General features: G+C 62.7%; 18 protein-coding genes. 11 read left to right on the plus strand and 7 right to left on the minus strand.

All coding sequences use genetic code 11. The features are described from left to right. Positions 1–12: 12 nt before the first annotated feature. On the minus strand, positions 13–258 hold the full coding sequence (locus AC07OE_RS04010) for a hypothetical protein (protein WP_495069282.1): 246 nt from the start codon (positions 256–258) through the stop codon (positions 13–15). A gap of 171 nt (positions 259–429) precedes the next feature. On the opposite strand from AC07OE_RS04010, the gene ompR reads away from it, so the two are divergent. Together ompR and AC07OE_RS04020 are read left to right on the plus strand one after the other, a co-directional pair. Next, the gene (ompR, locus tag AC07OE_RS04015) at positions 430–1161 is read left to right on the plus strand and encodes an osmolarity response regulator transcription factor OmpR (RefSeq protein ID WP_495069283.1); all 732 of its coding nucleotides are present in this window, start codon (positions 430–432) and stop codon (positions 1159–1161) included. A gap of 63 nt (positions 1162–1224) precedes the next feature. Then, positions 1225–2586, plus strand: a complete 1362-nt coding sequence (locus tag AC07OE_RS04020; protein ID WP_495069600.1) for an ATP-binding protein — start codon at positions 1225–1227, stop codon at positions 2584–2586. Here the strand turns inward: AC07OE_RS04020 and ispF are convergent. Genes ispF through ispD form a run of 3 tightly spaced genes read right to left on the minus strand, consistent with a single transcriptional unit; the run spans position 2573 to position 4392 of the window. Then, positions 2573–3055, minus strand: coding sequence for a 2-C-methyl-D-erythritol 2,4-cyclodiphosphate synthase (ispF, locus tag AC07OE_RS04025; RefSeq protein ID WP_495069284.1), 483 nt, complete (start codon positions 3053–3055; stop codon positions 2573–2575). The two genes, AC07OE_RS04020 and ispF, sit on opposite strands and share 14 nt — an antisense overlap. A gap of 17 nt (positions 3056–3072) precedes the next feature. Then, positions 3073–3660 carry an adenylate/guanylate cyclase domain-containing protein gene (locus tag AC07OE_RS04030; protein ID WP_495069285.1) on the minus strand — a complete coding sequence of 196 codons (588 nt, stop codon included), beginning with the start codon at positions 3658–3660 and terminating at the stop codon, positions 3073–3075. A 6-nt stretch (positions 3661–3666) separates the two neighbouring features. Then, the gene (ispD, locus tag AC07OE_RS04035; protein WP_495069286.1) at positions 3667–4392 is read right to left on the minus strand and encodes a 2-C-methyl-D-erythritol 4-phosphate cytidylyltransferase; all 726 of its coding nucleotides are present in this window, start codon (positions 4390–4392) and stop codon (positions 3667–3669) included. Between the two features lie 32 nt (positions 4393–4424). On the opposite strand from ispD, the gene mfd reads away from it, so the two are divergent. The 3 genes from mfd (at position 4425) to serB (ending at position 9276) form a co-directional block, all read left to right on the plus strand. Further along, a complete protein-coding gene (gene mfd, locus AC07OE_RS04040) occupies positions 4425–7913 on the plus strand; it encodes a transcription-repair coupling factor (protein ID WP_495069287.1) in 3489 nt (1162 codons plus the stop codon). A gap of 68 nt (positions 7914–7981) precedes the next feature. Next, positions 7982–8464 (plus strand): hypothetical protein, encoded by a 483-nt coding sequence (locus tag AC07OE_RS04045; RefSeq protein WP_495069288.1) that lies wholly within the window; start codon positions 7982–7984, stop codon positions 8462–8464. Positions 8465–8553: 89 nt separating this feature from the next. After that, positions 8554–9276 (plus strand): phosphoserine phosphatase SerB, encoded by a 723-nt coding sequence (gene serB / locus AC07OE_RS04050; protein ID WP_495069289.1) that lies wholly within the window; start codon positions 8554–8556, stop codon positions 9274–9276. A 12-nt stretch (positions 9277–9288) separates the two neighbouring features. On the opposite strand, the gene AC07OE_RS04055 is transcribed toward serB, so the two are convergent. Together AC07OE_RS04055 and AC07OE_RS04060 are read right to left on the minus strand one after the other, a co-directional pair. Then, positions 9289–10854, minus strand: a complete 1566-nt coding sequence (locus AC07OE_RS04055) for an alkaline phosphatase D family protein (protein ID WP_495069290.1) — start codon at positions 10852–10854, stop codon at positions 9289–9291. 11 nt (positions 10855–10865) lie between these two features. Further along, the gene (locus AC07OE_RS04060; protein WP_495069291.1) at positions 10866–11513 is read right to left on the minus strand and encodes a DsbA family oxidoreductase; all 648 of its coding nucleotides are present in this window, start codon (positions 11511–11513) and stop codon (positions 10866–10868) included. A 111-nt stretch (positions 11514–11624) separates the two neighbouring features. On the opposite strand from AC07OE_RS04060, the gene AC07OE_RS04065 reads away from it, so the two are divergent. Next, positions 11625–12224, plus strand: coding sequence for a response regulator (locus AC07OE_RS04065; RefSeq protein ID WP_495069292.1), 600 nt, complete (start codon positions 11625–11627; stop codon positions 12222–12224). Positions 12225–12239: 15 nt separating this feature from the next. Here AC07OE_RS04065 and AC07OE_RS04070 read toward each other — a convergent pair whose 3' ends face one another. After that, complete coding sequence (locus AC07OE_RS04070) at positions 12240–13427, minus strand: aminotransferase-like domain-containing protein (protein WP_495069293.1); 1188 nt, start codon at positions 13425–13427, stop codon at positions 12240–12242. A 122-nt stretch (positions 13428–13549) separates the two neighbouring features. On the opposite strand from AC07OE_RS04070, the gene AC07OE_RS04075 reads away from it, so the two are divergent. The 5 genes from AC07OE_RS04075 to AC07OE_RS04095 are packed head-to-tail and all read left to right on the plus strand — an operon-like array spanning position 13550 to position 17802. Further along, on the plus strand, positions 13550–14356 hold the full coding sequence (locus AC07OE_RS04075; protein ID WP_495069294.1) for an HDOD domain-containing protein: 807 nt from the start codon (positions 13550–13552) through the stop codon (positions 14354–14356). Then, positions 14353–14997, plus strand: coding sequence for an endonuclease III (nth, locus tag AC07OE_RS04080; protein WP_495069295.1), 645 nt, complete (start codon positions 14353–14355; stop codon positions 14995–14997). Before AC07OE_RS04075 ends, nth begins: the two co-directional genes overlap by 4 nt. 15 nt (positions 14998–15012) lie before the next feature. After that, positions 15013–15834: an HDOD domain-containing protein gene (locus tag AC07OE_RS04085; protein WP_495069296.1), complete on the plus strand. Its 822-nt coding sequence runs from the start codon at positions 15013–15015 to the stop codon at positions 15832–15834. A 25-nt stretch (positions 15835–15859) separates the two neighbouring features. After that, complete coding sequence (locus AC07OE_RS04090) at positions 15860–16993, plus strand: GGDEF domain-containing protein (protein WP_495069297.1); 1134 nt, start codon at positions 15860–15862, stop codon at positions 16991–16993. Continuing rightward, entirely contained in the window at positions 16990–17802 is an 813-nt protein-coding gene (locus AC07OE_RS04095) for a substrate-binding periplasmic protein (RefSeq protein WP_495069298.1), read from the plus strand. The genes AC07OE_RS04090 and AC07OE_RS04095 overlap by 4 nt, the downstream gene beginning before the upstream one ends. Positions 17803–17903: the final 101 nt, after the last annotated feature.

Consider the following 17903-nt stretch of genomic DNA (forward strand, 5'->3'; position numbering starts at 1 on the left):
ATTGCCGGGACTTCAGGGACTTTTTTGCTGGGCGCGCAATTGGCGGCGCAGTTCAGCACGCTCTTCCGCAGTCAGCTGGCGTTCGCTGCTGACCGGTACTGCGGCGTCTTGCGTGGGCACATTACGACGCTGCAAGGCCTCACGCAGTTCAGCCCTGCGCTGCGTTGCCCCTTCATTCGTGGCAGGCGCACCATGACCCGCCCCCGCCGCGACCACGAGAGGAAATGCACACAACAACAAAACTTTGGAATGGGACATGGCTGCTTAACGCGTGATCAAGGACGGCTGCTGACATTGTGAAAGCCAGCCCTTGGCTCATGGATTGCCTATTTGTAACATAGTGTCAATCTGTGTGGGTTCGCCCCGACTGGAGCTCTATAAGCCGCGCAAAATCGGCCTTGTTACAAATTCAGAAAAGGAAAGTGGCTCATGCAACCCACCGGAACCCGCCCCAACAAGATTTTGGTGGTCGATGACGATGCCCGCATTCGGGACCTGCTGCGCCGATACCTGACGCAGGAAGGCTTCGATGTGCTGATTGCCGAGGATGGCAAGTCACTGACGCGGATCATGCTGCGCGAGACAGCGGACCTGATCGTGCTGGATCTGATGATGCCCGGCGAAGATGGCTTGTCGATCTGCCGCCGCCTGCGGGCTGCCAACGACCTGACTCCCATCATCATGCTGACCGCCAAAGGCGAGGACATTGACCGTATCGTGGGGTTGGAAGTCGGTGCCGACGATTACTTGGGCAAGCCCTTCAACCCCCGTGAATTGCTGGCGCGCATCCATGCCGTATTGCGCCGCCGCCCCGTCAGTGAGGCGCCAGGGGCGCCCTCCAGCGACAACGAGGTGGTGAAGTTTGGCGCCTTTGTATTTGACTTGGGGGCCCGGACCCTGAGCAAGAGTGGCCAGGAACTGGCGCTGACCACGGGTGAGTTCGCCATGCTCAAGGCTCTGGTACGCCACCCACGCATCCCACTATCCCGCGAAAAACTGGCCCAACTCTCGCGCGGCCGAGAGTTCGAGCCCTTTGACCGCAGCCTGGACGTGCAGGTGTCACGCCTGCGCAAGCTGATCGAGGTCGACCCAACCACCCCGCGTTTTATCCAGACGGTATGGGGCGTGGGCTATGTCTTCGTGCCTGACGAAGCCGTTTGAGTGCCGCGGTAAGCAGTGTCACAAATCAATCCCCCCGACTTCGATCCCAGTGCCGTAGCGGCATTGTCTGCGGATGAACCCGCGGGCATCCGCTGGCCATTTGCGCGGCTCAGCCTGTTTTGGAGGACGTTTTTCCTGCTGGCAATCCTGCTGCTGGGCAGCATCTTGGCCTGGCTGCAAACCTTGCGGTCGCTGGAGTTTGAGCCGCGTGCGCTGCAGACGGCCCAGCAGTTGGCATCCCAAGTCAATTTGAGCCGCGCTGCGCTGATCCATGCCGATGCCATTGCGCGCGTCTCGCTGATCAAGACCATGAAGGACGAGGAAGGCCTACGGATCGTGCCGCGCGAACCCAACGACGAGTTCAGCCTGCTCGACAACGACACCCTGAGCCGCCGCGTGGCCCAGGACTTGGCGGAACGCCTAGGCAAAGACACCGTGGTAGCCAGCCAAGTAAACGGCCAGATGGGTATGTGGGTGAGCTTCACGATCGATGGGGACGAATACTGGTTGCAAGCCGACCAAAGCCGGTTCGCACCCGCGGGAGGGACCACCTGGATGATCTGGCTGTTTGTGGCTGCAGCCTTGTCCCTCGCCGGCGCCGCATTGATTGCCCGGCTGATCAACCGCCCACTCAAGGAACTGTCGTTTGCGGCCAGCCGGGTGCGCGAGGGCAATTTCAGCGCCAGCCAGTTGGACGAACACGTCAACACGAGCGAAATCCGTGAGGTCAACATTGGCTTCAACCGCATGGCCCAGAAGCTGGCCAAAGTGGAGCAAGACCGGGCCGTGATGCTGGCTGGTATCTCTCACGACCTGCGTACGCCGCTGGCGCGCTTGCGGCTGGAAACCGAAATGAGTGTGGCCGATGAGAGTGCGCGCGCCCACATGGCTGCCGACATCAGCCAGCTCGACGCCATCATCGACAAATTTCTGGACTACGCCCGCCCCGATCGCGTGGCACTGGCCCCCGTCGTGCTGGGCGATGTGGTGGAAACCTGCGCTTACTCGCTACAAAAGCTGCCGGATGTGCGCATCAAAATCGACATGGAGGAAGACTTGCTGGTGCTGGCCGACGAGGTGGAGCTGGGCCGGGTGCTATCCAATTTGTTGGAAAACGCCAGACGCTACGGCAAATCCGTACACACCGGCATCGCCATGATTGACATTGCGGCCATCTCGCGTGACAAATGGGTGTTGATCAAGGTGCGTGACCATGGCATTGGCGTGGCCGAAGAGCAGTTGCACCAGCTCACCCAGCCGTTCTACCGGGGTGAGGCCGCCCGCACGGCAGCCAACGGTGCAGGACTGGGCCTGGCCATTGTCGACAAAACCATCCAACGCATGGGCGGCACCTTCAAGCTGGGCAACTCCAGCTCCGGCGGGCTTTCCGCCCAGATTCGGCTGCAGCGCGCTACGCGGCTTTGAACAGCAGGACGACGGCGCGGGCCTCCATGGCCCGCCCCTCTCCCACAGGCCCCATTTTTTCGGCCGTCTTGGCTTTCACATTCACCTGGCCCAGTTCCACGCCCAACACGGCCGCAATACGCTCGCGCATGGACACGATGTAGGGCGCCAGCTTGGGCGCCTGGGCAATGATGGTGCTGTCCAGATTGCCCAGCGTATAGCCAAGCGCACGAATGTCCGCCATCACCTTGGCCAGCAGCACCGCCGAGTCAGCCCCCTTGTACCGGGCATCCGTATCCGGGAAGTGCTTGCCAATGTCGCCCAGCGCAGCCGCGCCCAGCAGCGCGTCCGTGATGGCGTGCAGCAATGCATCGGCATCGGAGTGGCCCAGCAAGCCCTTGCTATGGGGTATCTCCACGCCACCCAGCATCAGCTTGCGTCCCTCCACGAGCTGGTGGATGTCCCAGCCCTCGCCAATTCGAATGTTCATGGTGTTGGATTCCTGTATCAGGGGGCTGAAGTCACGGCAAATGTTGTGACTTCCATGCCCGAAATGGAAACTTGCATGGACTGGAAATCCAGCCCAACGGTCTGTGCCAGCAATTCACGGGCACGCTGGGTCACCAGCACTTCGCCTGGGCGGGCAATGTCTTCGCCCAATTTGTAGGCCAGGTTAACGGCATCGCCAAAGCAATCCACCTGCTCCAGCAACAAAATATCGCCCACATCAATACCCACACTGAACGCCAACAGCGGCGCCTGTCCCTCCTCCACCGCCGCATTCACCATGGCCAGGGCAGCCGCCACCGCATCGACCACATCGTCAAACACCGCCAGCAGGTTGTCCGCCTCGTTCTTTACGACCTCGCCACGGTGGGCCAGCACCAGCGGCCGGGTAATTTTGTGCATGCGCCGAATCTGGCAGAGGTACGCCAGAATCCCCTCTCGTCGCACTGTCAGGGTGAAGCCACTCATGTCCAGCGCGAGCACGGCTTTGCGGCGCTGAAAGGTGTCCAGAATCATCTGCTCCACGCCAGGCTTGCGCGCCTCGGGCGTGGCAATCAGGGTATCCAGGAGAGCGGCAAAGGCATGCATGGCGGTTTACTCCTGTGCGCGCGCGATCAGCACAGCCTGCGCCAATGCGAAGTCCTGCGGATAGGTCACCTTGAAATTCTGGGCACTGCCTTCTACAAGACGCGGCTGCCAGCCCATGAACTCCATGGCACTGGACTCATCGGTGACGGCGTCACCGGCTTTCTCCAGGGCTTCCTGTAGGGCTCCCAGGTGAAACATCTGCGGCGTCTGGGCCAGCCACTTGTCGCCACGCTCTACCGTTTGTGCCACCCGGCCATGTCTTTCCTGCTTCAGCGTATCGGGCAGCTTGAGGGCCAACAGACCGCCTATGGGGTCATCCTGGCACACGTCGATCAGCGCCTCGATCTGGGCAGGGGTGACCAAGCAACGGGCGGCGTCGTGTACCAGCACCCAGTCATGCGCCTGCGCACCCTGCGCCAGCAAAGCGCCCAACCCGTTCAATACCGTCTGAGCCCTCGTGCTTCCTCCACAATTCGCTACCAAAACAGTAGCATCCGCCTGCTCGAAGAACGTATCCCCTTGGCTCACCACCACCAGCGTACCGGCCAACCGGGACACCGCGGCGAAGGCTGCCAGTGTGTGCAGCACCATGGGCCGGCCAGCGATGGGCTGGTACTGCTTGGGGCCAGCGGCGCCCGAGCGACTGCCAAGGCCTGCGCAGGGAATAAGCACCCAGATGCGCGGTGCGATGGCAGCGAAAGTAGGCAGAGTTTGGGGGGGAGAGGCATTCATACGGGTAGCCCATTCTAAAATCGAACCCATCCATGGATTTACCTAAACTGACCTCGGGCAAGCGCTTCACCCTGCCCCGCCCCGCCGGTTCTGCCGACGCACTGCTCCTGGCCCGCCTGGGCGAACGCGAAAAAGCCGCTGGCTTGCCCATGACGGTGATAACCGCCAACGCCAGCGATGCCCAGCGCCTGATCGAAGAAATAGCCTTCTTTGCTCCCACGCTGCGCTGCGCCCTGTTCCCGGACTGGGAAACCCTGCCCTACGACACCTTTTCCCCGCACCAGGACCTGATCAGCGAGCGACTGGCAACCCTTTGGCGCATCAGCCAGCGCGACAAGGAAACAGGTGCCGACGTGGTTATCGTGCCCGCCACCACGGCGCTGTACCGCTTGGCGCCGCCCAGTTTTCTGGCCGGCTACACCTTTGAATTCAAGGTCAAGCAGAAGCTGGATGAAGCCAAACTCAAAAGCCAGCTCACGCTGGCCGGCTACAGCCATGTGACGCAGGTGGTCAGCCCCGGTGAATACGCGGTACGCGGTGGACTGATCGACCTCTTCCCCATGGGCAGCCCCGTGCCCTACCGCGTGGATCTGTTTGACGACGAGATCGACAGCATCCGCACCTTCGACCCCGACAGCCAGCGCAGCCTGTACCCGGTGCCCGAGGTGCGCCTGCTGCCAGGGCGCGAATTCCCCATGGACGACGAGGCGCGCGCCAAGTTCCGCAGCCGCTGGCGCGAACTGCTGGAGGGCGACCCCACCAAGAGCCGCATTTACAAGGACATTGGCAACGGCGTAGCCACGGCTGGCATTGAGTACTACCTGCCACTGTTCTTTGAAGAAACCGCCACCGTGTTTGACTACGTGGGCGCGGACGCCACCGTGGTGCTGCACGGGGACCTGGAGCCCGCCTTCCAGCGTTTCTGGCAAGACACCAAGGACCGCTACCGCCTGGTCCAGGGTGATCCGGATCGTCCCGCCCTGCCGCCAGAGTCGCTGTTCCTGGGCACCGAGCAGTTTTATGCCCGGGCCAATGCCCATGCCCAACTGGCGATTCGCGCGGCGGGCGAAGGCGATGCCTTTGTGGAGTTTTCCGGCCTGCCCGTGCTTTCGGTGGAGCGCGGCACCGAGGACCCGCTCGCCCGGCTGAAGACCCACGCCCGCAACACCCAGCGCCGCGTTCTGGTACTGGCCGAGAGCGATGGCCGGCGGGAGAGCCTGCTGGACTTCGTGCGTGCCAGTGGCATCTCGCCGCCCGCGTTTGATTCGTTGCAAGAGTTTTTGGCCAGCGACGAGAAATTCGGCATGGCCACCGCCGGCCTGACGGTCGGATTCAGCTGGCTGGAGATGGGCATCGACCTCATCACCGAGACCGAGCTGTTTGCCACCGGCCCAACCACACGCCGGCGCAAGAAGCAGGAGCAGGTCAGCGACGTCGAAGCCCTGATCAAGGACCTTTCCGAGCTCAACGTGGGTGACCCCGTGGTGCACAGCGCCCACGGTATCGGGCGCTACCGCGGCCTGATCCACATGGACATGGGCAACAAGAACGCTGCGGGTGAACCTGAGCTGCAAGAGTTTTTGCACCTGGAGTACGCTGACAAGGCCACGCTCTACGTGCCCGTGAGCCAGCTGCAGCTCATCAGCCGCTACACCGGCGTCAGCGCCGACGAGGCACCGCTGCACCGCCTGGGAAGCGGCCAGTGGGAGAAGGCCAAGCGCAAGGCCGCCGAGCAGGTGCGCGACAGTGCGGCTGAGCTGCTCAACATCTACGCCCGCCGCGCCGCCCGCGAGGGGCACGCTTTCCGCTACAGCGCGGGCGACTACGAGCAGTTCGCCAACGACTTCGGCTTTGAAGAAACCGCCGACCAGAAAGCCGCCATCCACTGCGTCATCCAGGACATGATCAGCCCCCGCCCCATGGACCGCCTGGTCTGCGGCGATGTGGGCTTTGGCAAGACCGAGGTTGCCCTGCGCGCAGCCTTTGTCGCGGTGACCGGTGGCAAGCAGGTGGCGTTTTTGGCCCCTACCACGCTCTTGGCTGAACAGCACTACCAGACGCTGGTGGACCGCTTTGGCAAATGGCCGGTGAAGATTGCCGAGATGAGCCGATTTCGCAGCGGCAAGGAGATCACGGCGGCGCTCAAGGGTGTGGCCGATGGCACGGTCGACATTGTGGTGGGCACGCACAAGCTGCTGAGCCAGGACACCAAGTTCGCCAACCTGGGCCTGCTCATCATCGACGAGGAACACCGCTTTGGCGTGCGCCACAAGGAGCAAATGAAGGCGCTGCGCGCCGAGGTGGATGTGCTGACCCTCACCGCCACACCCATCCCGCGCACCCTGGGCATGGCGCTGGAAGGCCTGCGCGACCTCAGTGTCATCGCCACCGCGCCGCAGCGCCGCCTGGCCATCAAGACTTTTGTGCGCTCGGAAGGCAACGGCGTGATCCGCGAAGCCGTGCTGCGCGAATTGAAACGCGGCGGCCAGGTCTACTTCCTGCACAACGAGGTAGAAACCATCGAGAACCGGCGCCAGAAGCTCGAAGAGTTGCTGCCCGAGGCCCGCATCGCCGTGGCCCACGGCCAGATGCCTGAGCGCCAGCTCGAAGCCGTGATGCGGGACTTTGTGGCCCAGCGCTTTAACCTGCTGCTGTGCTCCACCATCATCGAGACCGGCATCGACGTACCCAGCGCCAACACCATCGTGATGAGCCGCGCCGACAAGTTCGGCCTGGCCCAACTGCACCAACTGCGCGGCCGCGTGGGCCGCAGCCACCACCAAGCCTACGCCTACCTGATGGTGCCCGACATCGAGGGCCTGACCAAGCAGGCCCAGCAGCGGCTGGACGCGATCCAGCAGATGGAGGAACTGGGCAGCGGCTTCTACCTGGCCATGCACGACCTGGAGATTCGCGGTGCGGGCGAGGTGCTGGGCGAAAACCAGAGCGGCAACATGCTGGAAGTGGGTTTCCAGCTCTATAACGAAATGCTCTCCGAAGCCGTACGCTGTCTCAAGAACGGCCAGGAGCCGGACCTCTTGAGCCCGCTCAACGTCACCACCGAAATCAACCTGCATTCGCCAGCGCTGTTGCCCGATGACTACTGCGGCGATGTGCATCTGCGCCTGTCCTTCTACAAGAAGCTGGCCACGGCCAAGAACACCGACCAGGTGGATGCACTGCTGGAAGAAATTGTGGACCGCTTCGGCAAGCTACCGGCCCAGGCGCAGACGTTGATCGACGTGCACCGCCTGCGCGTGATCGCCAAGCCCTATGGCGTGGTGAAGGTGGATGCCGCGCCCGGCGTCATCACCATCACCTTCAAGAAGGACGCCCCCATCGACCCCATGGGGGTGATCGCACTGATCCAGAAGAACAAGCACATCAAGCTGGTGGGCAACGAGAAGCTGCGCATCGAACGTGAGCTGCCCGAGGTGAAGGCCCGGGTGCAAATGGTGCGGGCTGTGCTGCGCAGCTTAGGTACGCCCGTCAACAGTACGGCAACGCAATCGAAGGCCTAAACACAGCCTGTCGCGGAATCTGCCTTTTTTCCGGCTACATTTTCGGCACAACTTTTTACGGGGAGCCCATGGATCAAGAAAACACCAACATCACGGCCAAGAATGTGCAGGAACTGGGCGGCAAATCCTGGACCGCCTACATCGGGACCGTAATTCTGACCATCATCCTGGCGATCCTGGCCTCCATGTTCCTGTACGCCAACATCATCGGCGGCCTGATCGTCTCGAGCGTGTTCACCATCGCCATCGTCCTGCGCATCTTCTCCATCAAAAGCCACCGCCTGTACATGGACGACATCGGTGTCTGGCGCTCCTCCGGCTTCCTGCCCTGGACCAAGGGTACCAGCGGCGTGAAGTGGCGGGATCTGGACGAAGCCGTATTCTTCAAATCCATGTTCAGCTGGATGTTCAAGTCTTACTCCATCCGCATCGGCCACCGCTTCACCAAGGACAGCGAGGTCTTTCTGGACCACTGGGACCGGGGCGACAAGGCCGTGATGGCCATCAACGCCCGCCATCAGGAACTGGTGCGCGCCAATGCGCTGCATTGAATGCCAGCCCGGGTTGTGAAAGAAATACGACTCTAGCCCCCGTGAAATAAGCACAAGCAGCTACCAAATTCATAGCAACCGACCTCACCATGTCAGACCCCTCCCCCGGCCTCGTTGTCCAGAACCTGCCCGCCGCGCTGCGCCTGAGCGACTACAAGCTCATCGCCTTCGACATGGATTCCACGCTCATCAACATCGAGTGCATCGACGAGATTGCCGACGCCGTGGGCCGCAAGGCCGAGGTAGCTGCCATCACCGAGGCAGCCATGCGCGGCGAGATCACCGACTTCAAGGACAGCCTGCGCCGCCGCGTGGCGCTGCTCAAGGGCGTGACCGTGGCGGACCTGGAGGCCGTCAAACGCGAACGCCTGCAGCTCAACCCCGGGGCGGCCGCGCTGGTGGCGGCCTGCAAGCAGGCCGGGCTCAAGGTCTTGCTGGTCAGCGGCGGCTTCACCTACTTTGCCGAGCATGTGCGCGAACTGCTGGGCATCGACTACACCCGCTCCAATGTGCTGGAAATCGCCTCTGGCCCCAATTGCGGCACACTGACTGGCGGGCTGGTGCAGCAAAGCTGGGGCGACATCTGCGACGGTGCCGAAAAACGCCGCACCCTGCTGGAAGTGGCTTCGTTGCTGGGTATCGAACCCGCGCAGTGCATTGCCATGGGCGATGGCGCCAACGACTTGCCCATGATGGGTGCGGCCGGCCTCTCCGTGGCCTACCATGCCAAGCCCGCCGTGCGGGCCCAAGCCCAGGTGGCCATCAACAGCGGCGGGCTGGACCGGCTGCTCGAAGTCCTGCAGCAAGCGTAGCGACCAGGCCGCTCAGGCCCGATGCACCACGGGCCGCCCCGGCTCCACGGCAAACGCTGCCAGGGTTTGCACCCCCGAGTCTGCTTGGGTCACATCCTCCACCACCCGCAGGGTGACGCTAAGTTGCTTGGGTGTGAATTCGGCCACACCGTAACCGCGCCGTTCGCGGTCCGCAAAAATGAAGTGCGGGTTTTCCGCCAGGGTTTCCGGTAGCCGTTCATTGCTTGCGCCGCGGGAGGTGATGCTGGTACCGCAAAACTCCACGCCCACCGCCTTGCTCTGGGGGCGTGCGTAGTCAGCCTTCACATGCCCCACCCAGTTGGAGTGCACATCGCCACCCAGGAACACCGGGTTGCTGACCTGATGGCGCTGCAGCGCCTCGGTCATGCGGGTGCGGGCCGCAGCGTAGCCGTCCCAGCCGTCGTTGGACACGCTAAGCCCGTCGCCCAGATGGAAGTCACGCTGGCCAAATGCAGTTTGCTGGCCCAACACTGTCCATTGCCCGCCGCCGGAAGCCAACGACTGGTCCAGCCAGCGCTCCTGTGCGGCCCCCAATAAGGTACGCCTGGGATCTGCCAGCGCAGCGCAGCGCGCCGGGTTCACCGTGCTGGAGCCGGAGCCACCGCCCTTGGTACAGACCTGCGGATCACGGTACTGGCGGTCGTCCAGCAGATGCAGTGTTGCCAGATTGCCGAAGGGCACGCGGCCATAGAGCCTCAATTCGCGGCTAGGGCCCCAGACGCCATTGAGTGCACGCCCTAGGGCTGACGCGCGCAACGGCATGTGTTCGTAGTAGGCTTGGTAGGCCGCGGCGCGGCGCGCGGCGAAGTCAATGCCCTCGGGGCCGTGGCTGCCTGGCGCCTCACCGGCATAGTCGTTTTGCACCTCGTGGTCGTCCCAGGTCAGCAGCCAGGGGCAGGCCGCATGCATGGCCTGCAGGTGCGGGTCGGTCTTGTAGAGGGCGTAGCGTGCCCGGTAGTCGTCCAGCGTGATGGCGGTGCCGCCCGGCACGCTGCGCACCGCCTTGCTGCTGCCCGCGTATTCGTAGATGTAGTCGCCCAGAAACATCAGCGCATCCAACTGCTCGTCCCGCATATGGCGGTAAGCGCTGTAATAGCCATGCTCCCAGTGCTGGCAAGACGCATAGCCCAGGCGCAGCCGCCGGGCCGGGGCGCCCGGCGCGGGAAAGGTCCGCGTGCGACCCACCGCGCTGACCGCCGAGCCCAGCGTAAAACGGTAGTGGTACCAGCGGTCGGGCTCCAGGCCCTGTACGTCCACATGCACCGAATGCCCCAGTACGGGCAAAGCCTGTGCCTGGCCAGACTGCACCGGGCGCCGGAACTGCGCGTCGTGTGCCACTTCCCAGCGCACGGTGACGGGATCAGCACCCAGGCGCGAGGCCTGGTCTTGCACCAGCCGCGTCCACAACACCACCGAGTCATGCGTAGGCGAACCGCTGGCAATGCCCAGCGCAAATGGGTCACCATCCAACCGCGGCTGGCTCCAGGCACTGCGTGGCAACCATAGGGCCCCGGCACTGGCGGCAGCGAAGCCAAGGAGTCGCCGCCGGTCAACCATGCGGGCTTCGCTCAGGCTTGGGCGGCGATCTGGCGCAACGCCTGCTCAAACACCTCCGGCGGCTGACCGCCCGAAATCAGGTGGCGGTCGTTGATGACGATGGCTGGCACCGAATGGATGCCTTGGTCGAGGTAGAACTGCTCCTGCTCACGCACCTCATCGGCGTAATCGTTGGATGCCAACACGCGCTGGGCCTCGTCCACATCGAGCTCCGCCGCGCGCACGGCGCGCAGCAATACCTCGTGGTTGCTGGGGTCTTCGCCATTGGTGAAATAGGCGGCGAACAAGGCTTTCTTCAGCTGCAATTGCTGGCCCGAAGTCTCGGCCCAGTGCAGCAAGCGGTGCGCGTCAAAGGTGTTGTAAATGCGACCGCGCTTGTCCATGTTGAAGGTGAAACCCAGCGACTCGCCACGCTGGCGGATGTTTTCGCGCGCTGCAGCGGCTTGTTCCGGCGTGGAGCCGTACTTCTTGTGCAGGTGTTCAGTGATGTCTTCACCCTCAGGCACCATCTTCGGGTTCAACTCGAAGGGCTGGAAATGGATGTCCGCCTGTACTTCCCCGTCCAATTTGCCCAGCGCAGTTTCCAGGCTCTGCAGGCCGATGGCGCACCAGGGGCAGGACACATCCGACACGAAATCAATTTTTAGAGTCTTCAACATAAAAAACCTCATTTCTCACGGCCCAAAACCGTGTTTGCACCATTATGCTCAGGGTTATCCATTACTGCAGGCCGCGGGTTTTCCTGTGGCATCAAGAGCCTGTCCGTTCCCATGTCAACGATTCATTTCTTGGTGGCCGATAGCAGCCCCGCGGTGCAAGCCTTTCTGCGCCAACTTCTTGAAAGCTACGGATTTGCATCCGCCTGGATCAAGACCGTCAGCACCCCGCAAGCCGCGCTGGAAGTCGCGGCGGAACACCGCCCCCATGTCTTGATCAGTGACTGCTTCTCAGGAAATTCGCTGACCGCGTTGGCCGTGCAAGCGCAATTGCTGCAATACAACCCGCAGTGCCAGCTGGCGCTGATGAGCGCACAAATGGACCCCACGCTGGTTCAGCAAGCCCAAAAGGCCCACGCCCTTTTTCATTTGCACAAACCGTTCACAGCGTCCGAAATCAAGGGGGCGATGGCCAAGGCTATGGAAAAACTGGCGGAAACCCATCCACCCATAGCGCGCATGCTGCACCCCACCAGTGCCCAGGCCGCTCGCCAGCTCATGCCGGTCATGCCCAAGTTCAAGGACGGCGACACCGTGATCTACCAGGGGCGCCAGGACACGGTTAAGCATGTGATTTTTCGCCGCGGCGAGCTGGTCGTCCAGCTGCGCGGCACCCCCGGCATGGTCGAGGCCTACAAACTCAAACGCGTCTAGCGCCGGCCCACTGGCCTAGAGCGCCTGGCCGAGGCGACCGATGCCCTCTTCGATTTTGGCCACATCGGCGGTGGCAAAACTCAGGCGCAGGGTGCTCTGGTCCGGGTCATGCGCGTAGAACGGCGCGCCGGGTACAAATGCCACCAGCTTGTCGATGGCACGTTTGGCAAACTCACCCGCATTGCGCTCCTTGCCGTTGGCGCCTGTCAGGCGTGCCCAGAAGAACATGCCGCCCTGGGGCCGGTCAAACGCAATCGCATCACCCAGCTCGCGCTGCAGGCATTCGGCCATCACCCGCGCACGCTCCGCATAGGTGGCGCGCACGGCTTTCAGCGCCGTGGGCAGGCGGTTCAGCGTGAGGTAGTGGGCCGCAGTGGCCTGGGTGAGGTTGCTGGTGTGGGCATCGCTGAACTGCTTGCACATGGTGGCGCGGCTCAACAGTGCGGGCGGCGCAATCAGCCAGCCCACACGCAAGCCGGGGCTCAGCACCTTGCTGAAGCTGCCGCAGTGCGCCAGCCAGTCACGGCTGCCGGGCACGCTGTCGCTCAGCGCCAGCAGGCTGGGCGGTGGCGCCTGTTCAAAGAACAGTTCACCATAGGGATCGTCCTCCACCACCAGGGTCTGGGTGCGCACCGCAATTTCCAGAATACGCTTGCGGCGCTCCAGGCTCAGCATGGCGCCGCTGGGGTTGCCAAAAGTGGGAATGAGGTAAACCAGCTTGGGTTTGTGCTCGGCAATCAGGGCTTCGAGCTTGTCCACATCCACGCCGTTGGCGTCGATCGGCGCACCGATGACGTGGGCACCATAGAGGCGGAAGCACTGGATGGTGGCCAGGAACGTAGGCGCCTCCATGATGACCTTGTCGCCGGGCGAAATCATGGTCTTGCCAATCAGGTCCAGGGCCTGCTGGCTGCCAGTGGTGACGATGAGGCCATCCGGCGCCACGCTGGCACCCTTGGTCGCCATATGGGCGCTGATGCCCTCGCGCAGCGGCTGGTAGCCTTCGGTAGCGCCGTACTGCAGCACCGGGCCCGGGGAGTTCTTCAGGACCGCCTCGGTGGATTCGCGGATGCCTTCCACATCAAACAGCGCGGGGTCGGGAAAACCGCCGGCAAAGCTGATGATGCCGGGCTTGCCCAGCAGTTTGAACAGCTCACGGATGGCAGAGGTTTCTACATTGTTCAGGCGATCGGCAAATTGCATGGGGCTCTCTTTGGACAAACGAAGGGCAAAAATAGTCAGCCGGGCGGCGCAGATTGCAGCGAGCGCGCTTGGCTTTGGGTTAAATTGTCACCGATTGGGTCGCAACTTTTTTGGGAGAAACCATGGCCAACCTCGATTCATTCTTTGAATCCATCAAATTGCCTTCCATGTCCGAGGTCGCGCATGCGCTGATCCAGAGCCTGAATGATGACAATGCCTCCGTCTCCCAAGTGCGCGACCTGATCGCCAAAGACCCCGCCCTGTCGGCCAAGCTGCTGCGCCTGGCCAACAGCGCCCAGTTTGGCCTGCCGCGCGGTGTGGGCACGCTGGACGACGCCATCACCATGGTCGGCATGTCCAAGGTGCGCACCCTGGCGCTGGGCGCCTGCCTCAGCGAATCCTTTCCGTCCCTGCCCGACCTGGACCGCACAGAATTCTGGCGTTCCAGCATGGCCTGCGCAGGTTACGCCCAATGGCTGGCCGTGCGGCTGGGCATTGATGGCCAACTTGCATGGCTCACGGGCATGATGTTGCGTCTGGGCGAACTGCTGATTGCCCAGGCCGATCCCGTCACCCTGCACGAAATCGAAAAACTGCCCCACATCCCCGGAGTGCGCTGGCAGCGCGAGCAGCGCCTCACCGGCTTTACCGAGGGACAGATCACCGCCGAACTGGCCCGCCGCTGGAATTTCCCCATGCAAATCGTGCAAGCCTTGCAGCGCTCGGCCGACCCTATCACCGAGCAAGCCTTCTCACGCCTGGGCGCCATCGTGCATCTGGCAGGCCTGCTGGCCGAAGAACCCCACCGCGATGCCACAGCCGTCGACATTCTTCCCAAGGAAGTGATTGCCGCGCTGATGCTTGACGTGGAATGGCTGCGCGCCAAGTTCCCCGATGAATCCACCTTTCTGGATGTCAGCACCCAGTGACCCCTGCCGCCATTGAGACCTTTTTTGCCACCCTGAAGGCAGCCAATCCACACCCACAGACGGAGCTGGAATTCAGCTCGGTGTTTGAGTTGCTGGCGGCCGTGCTGTTGTCTGCACAGGCCACGGATGTGGGGGTAAACAAGGCCACGCGGCGGCTGTTTGTGGTGGCCAACACGCCGCAGAAGATTCTGGACTTGGGGCTAGACGGGTTGGAACAGCACATCAAAACCATAGGCCTGTACCGCAGCAAGGCCAAGCACCTGATGCAGACCTGCCAGATGCTCGTAACACTGCATGGTGGCCAGGTTCCACGCACGCGCGAGGCGCTGGAAGCCTTGCCCGGTGTTGGCCGCAAGACCGCCAACGTGGTGCTCAACGTGGCCTTTGGCGAGCCCACCATGGCCGTGGACACGCATCTGTTCCGTCTGGGCAACCGCACCGGTTTGGCGCCAGGAAAAACTCCACTGGAAGTGGAACACAAGCTGCTCAAGCGTATTCCGCCTGCTTACATGGTAGATGCCCACCACTGGCTGATCCTGCATGGACGCTACGTATGCCAAGCCCGCAAACCCCTGTGCTGGCAATGTGGTGTGGCTGCCGTCTGTGGCTATACACTCAAGACTCCCGCACCCCCACGCTAAACCGCGTCCCACACCATGGCGGATATCAACTCCTTCATCCAGACGGTCAAGTTGCCCGTGATGCCGGAAGTTGCGCATGCGTTGATCCGCACGCTGGACGATGACGAGGCCGATGTGGTCATGGTGCGCGACATCATCGCCAAAGATCCGGCGCTCACCACCACCTTGCTGCGCATGGCCAACAGTGCCATGTTCGGTTTGTCACGCTCGGTCACTTCGCTGGACAACGCCGTCAGCGTGGTGGGCATGGCGCAAATTCGCGCACGCGCGCTGGGTATTTGCATGGCACAGGGCTTCACCCTGCCCCCATCGATCAGCCGCCAGGAGTTCTGGCGCTACAGCATGGTCTGCGCAGGCTACGCCAGGTTTCTGGCAGGCCAAATAGGACTGGACGAACAACAGGCCTGGCTCACCGGCATGATGCTGCGCCTGGGCGAGCTGGTCGTAGCTATGCACACCCCCTCATTGATTGCGACCCTGGAAGCCCATCCCGCCCTTCCAGGGGAACGCTGGCAACGTGAGCGCGCTACCCTGGGATTTGACGAAGGGCAAATTACCGCCCGCGTTGCGCTGCGCTGGGATTTTCCGGACGAAGTGGTGCAGGCCCTGGGCCATTGCACGGATGCATCGACCGCGATTCAGGTATCACGTCTGTGCGCCGTAGTGCACCTGGCAGCTTGCCTGGCCGATCAGGCCGGAAGTCTGGCCAGCGTGCAGAACGGACTTCGCCAAGCGCCGTCCAGCCTGCTGGCCTACCTGAAGCTGCCAGTAGACCGACTCGCGGGACAGTTGCCAGACCCTGAGGACTTCAGCGATATTTCCAGTCTGTTCGCCTGAACGGCACCCTTGAGAGAGTGATTTTTTGAAGCTGGATATTCGCACCATTTTGTTCATGGCCGCCTTCATGGGGCCGCTCATGGCATTTGTGCTGCTGTCTTTGCGGCGCAACTACCCCGTCAGTGTGCGCGGCCTGGGCTGGTGGGCTGGCGGCACCCTGGTGATCTTTGTCGGTATTGTGCTGGTGGCATTGCGGGACATATTGCCTCTGCTGGCGACCGTGTGGGGCGGCAACAGCCTGCTGATGGGGGGCACCCTCATGTGGCTGTTGGGCACGGAGAAGTTTTTGGGTCTGCCCTCCAGCCTGCGCAAAACCGGTGCGATGGTACTGCTGGCATCTGCGCTGCTGGCGTACTTCGTGCAGGTCCAGCCCTTTTATGAAGCGCGGGTCACCGTGATCGACACCACGCTGGTTGTGCTGATTGTGCTTCACAGCCACCGACTGGTTGAGCACAATCGCTTCGATTTCTCGGGGCGTTTTTTGGTGCTGTCGCTCATGGCCACAGCTTGCGCCTGGGTGGTTCAGGGCGCGGGGGCGCTGTCGGGCTACACCCAAGGCAACGCCATGGTCTCCAACAACTTCAACGCGGTGATCAGCGCGGTGCTGACCTGCTGCACCCTGCTCACGCTGATTGGCTTTGTGCTGCTGGCCAGTGAGCGCGTGCGTGACGAATTTGAACGCCTGGCCACCAAAGACTCACTGACCGGCGCGCTCATGCGCCGGGCCTGGGATACTGCGGCCCAGCTGGAAATGGACCGCTGCCGCCGCCATGGGCGTGACCTGTCACTGGTGGCCATGGACCTGGACCACTTCAAGCAGATCAACGACACCTATGGTCATCTGGCGGGGGACAAGGCGCTGATTGATTTTGTGGTCCGGGTCAACACGCATCTGCGTCGCCAGGACCAGTTGGGCCGTTTGGGCGGCGAAGAGTTTGTGCTGCTGTTGCCGGAAACCTCGCGGGACGAAGCCGTGGTGGTGGCCGAGCGCATCCGCGCCGCCACTGCCAGCTCGCCCGCCCACCCGCGCTACACGGTCAGCATGGGAGTGGCCACCCTGCAGGCCAGCGATATGTCGCTGCAGCACCTGATGTCGCGGGCCGATGCAGCCATGTACCGTGCCAAGGACCAGGGTCGAAATCGGGTCGTGACGCAATGAGCGTCAGGCCCGGCCACGCCATCGCACGCTGGTGGAGTGCGCTTGGCTGTGCCCTGCTCTGCGCCACACCTCTCTGGGCAGCGGAACCAGCCAGACCTGCTACGCCCCTGCGCCTGTGTTTCGAAAGCGCAACCATCCAGCCTTGGCGCACCGCCGAGGGCAAGGGGCTGAACTTTGAGCTGTTGCAGCAAGTCAGCCAACACGTGGGCGTACCGTTTGTTTACCAATCCCTGCCCTGGAAGCGCTGCTTGGCCAGCTTACAGGGCAACGAAGTGGATGGTGCCTTTGCCGCCAGCTTCAGCGACGAGCGGCTCGACATCGGCGCCTACCCGGGTGGCAAAACGGTGGACGCCAGCAAGCGCATGCACACCGACCGCTATGTGCTGCTGCGCCGCAAGGGAGGCACGGTGCAGTGGGATGGCAAGCAGATCAGCAACCTCGACGGCCCCGTGGGCGTGCAACTGGGCTACTCCATCGGTGCGCAGCTGCGCACCTGGGGTGTGCCTGTGGAAGAAAACAACCAGGGCGCGCTGGCGCTGGCACGCCGCCTGATGCTGGGACGCGTAGCCGCCGTGGCCATGGGGGGCAGCGATGCCGCCATGGTCCTGGTACAGCCCGACGTGGCCGCGCAATTGGAGGAGCTACCCCTTCCCCTGACCGAGAAGCCCTACTACCTGATGCTGTCCCATCAGTTGCTGGCCACCCAGCCAGAGTTGGCCCAGCGGGTCTGGAAGGCGATTGAAACCGTGCGCAACAGCGCTTCTTACCGGCGCCTGGAACGCCAGGCCATGGAGAACATGCCCAACTAGCAACACCCTTCATCACATGGCGACTTCAGTTCCAGCCAATTGAAAGGTTGGAAACGCACTATGGCGTACCCCACCGCTTGGACTGCAATCCCAGGCAGCCA

The organism is Rhodoferax sp. GW821-FHT09E07 (genome assembly GCF_059416145.1).

Excerpts from the sequence above, each read along its gene's own strand:
- ompR (WP_495069283.1), top strand. The coding sequence starts at position 430 with ATGCAACCCACCGGAACCCGCCCCAACAAGATTTTGGTGGTCGATGAC.
- serB (WP_495069289.1), top strand. The coding sequence starts at position 8,554 with ATGTCAGACCCCTCCCCCGGCCTCGTTGTCCAGAACCTGCCCGCCGCG.
- ispD (WP_495069286.1), bottom strand. The coding sequence starts at position 4,392 with ATGAATGCCTCTCCCCCCCAAACTCTGCCTACTTTCGCTGCCATCGCA.
- ispF (WP_495069284.1), bottom strand. The coding sequence starts at position 3,055 with ATGAACATTCGAATTGGCGAGGGCTGGGACATCCACCAGCTCGTGGAG.
- AC07OE_RS04070 (WP_495069293.1), bottom strand. The coding sequence starts at position 13,427 with ATGCAATTTGCCGATCGCCTGAACAATGTAGAAACCTCTGCCATCCGT.
- AC07OE_RS04075 (WP_495069294.1), top strand. The coding sequence starts at position 13,550 with ATGGCCAACCTCGATTCATTCTTTGAATCCATCAAATTGCCTTCCATG.
- AC07OE_RS04065 (WP_495069292.1), top strand. The coding sequence starts at position 11,625 with ATGTCAACGATTCATTTCTTGGTGGCCGATAGCAGCCCCGCGGTGCAA.
- AC07OE_RS04085 (WP_495069296.1), top strand. The coding sequence starts at position 15,013 with ATGGCGGATATCAACTCCTTCATCCAGACGGTCAAGTTGCCCGTGATG.
- AC07OE_RS04060 (WP_495069291.1), bottom strand. The coding sequence starts at position 11,513 with ATGTTGAAGACTCTAAAAATTGATTTCGTGTCGGATGTGTCCTGCCCC.
- AC07OE_RS04055 (WP_495069290.1), bottom strand. The coding sequence starts at position 10,854 with ATGGTTGACCGGCGGCGACTCCTTGGCTTCGCTGCCGCCAGTGCCGGG.
- AC07OE_RS04030 (WP_495069285.1), bottom strand. The coding sequence starts at position 3,660 with ATGCATGCCTTTGCCGCTCTCCTGGATACCCTGATTGCCACGCCCGAG.
- AC07OE_RS04095 (WP_495069298.1), top strand. The coding sequence starts at position 16,990 with ATGAGCGTCAGGCCCGGCCACGCCATCGCACGCTGGTGGAGTGCGCTT.
- mfd (WP_495069287.1), top strand. The coding sequence starts at position 4,425 with ATGGATTTACCTAAACTGACCTCGGGCAAGCGCTTCACCCTGCCCCGC.
- AC07OE_RS04045 (WP_495069288.1), top strand. The coding sequence starts at position 7,982 with ATGGATCAAGAAAACACCAACATCACGGCCAAGAATGTGCAGGAACTG.
- AC07OE_RS04010 (WP_495069282.1), bottom strand. The coding sequence starts at position 258 with ATGTCCCATTCCAAAGTTTTGTTGTTGTGTGCATTTCCTCTCGTGGTC.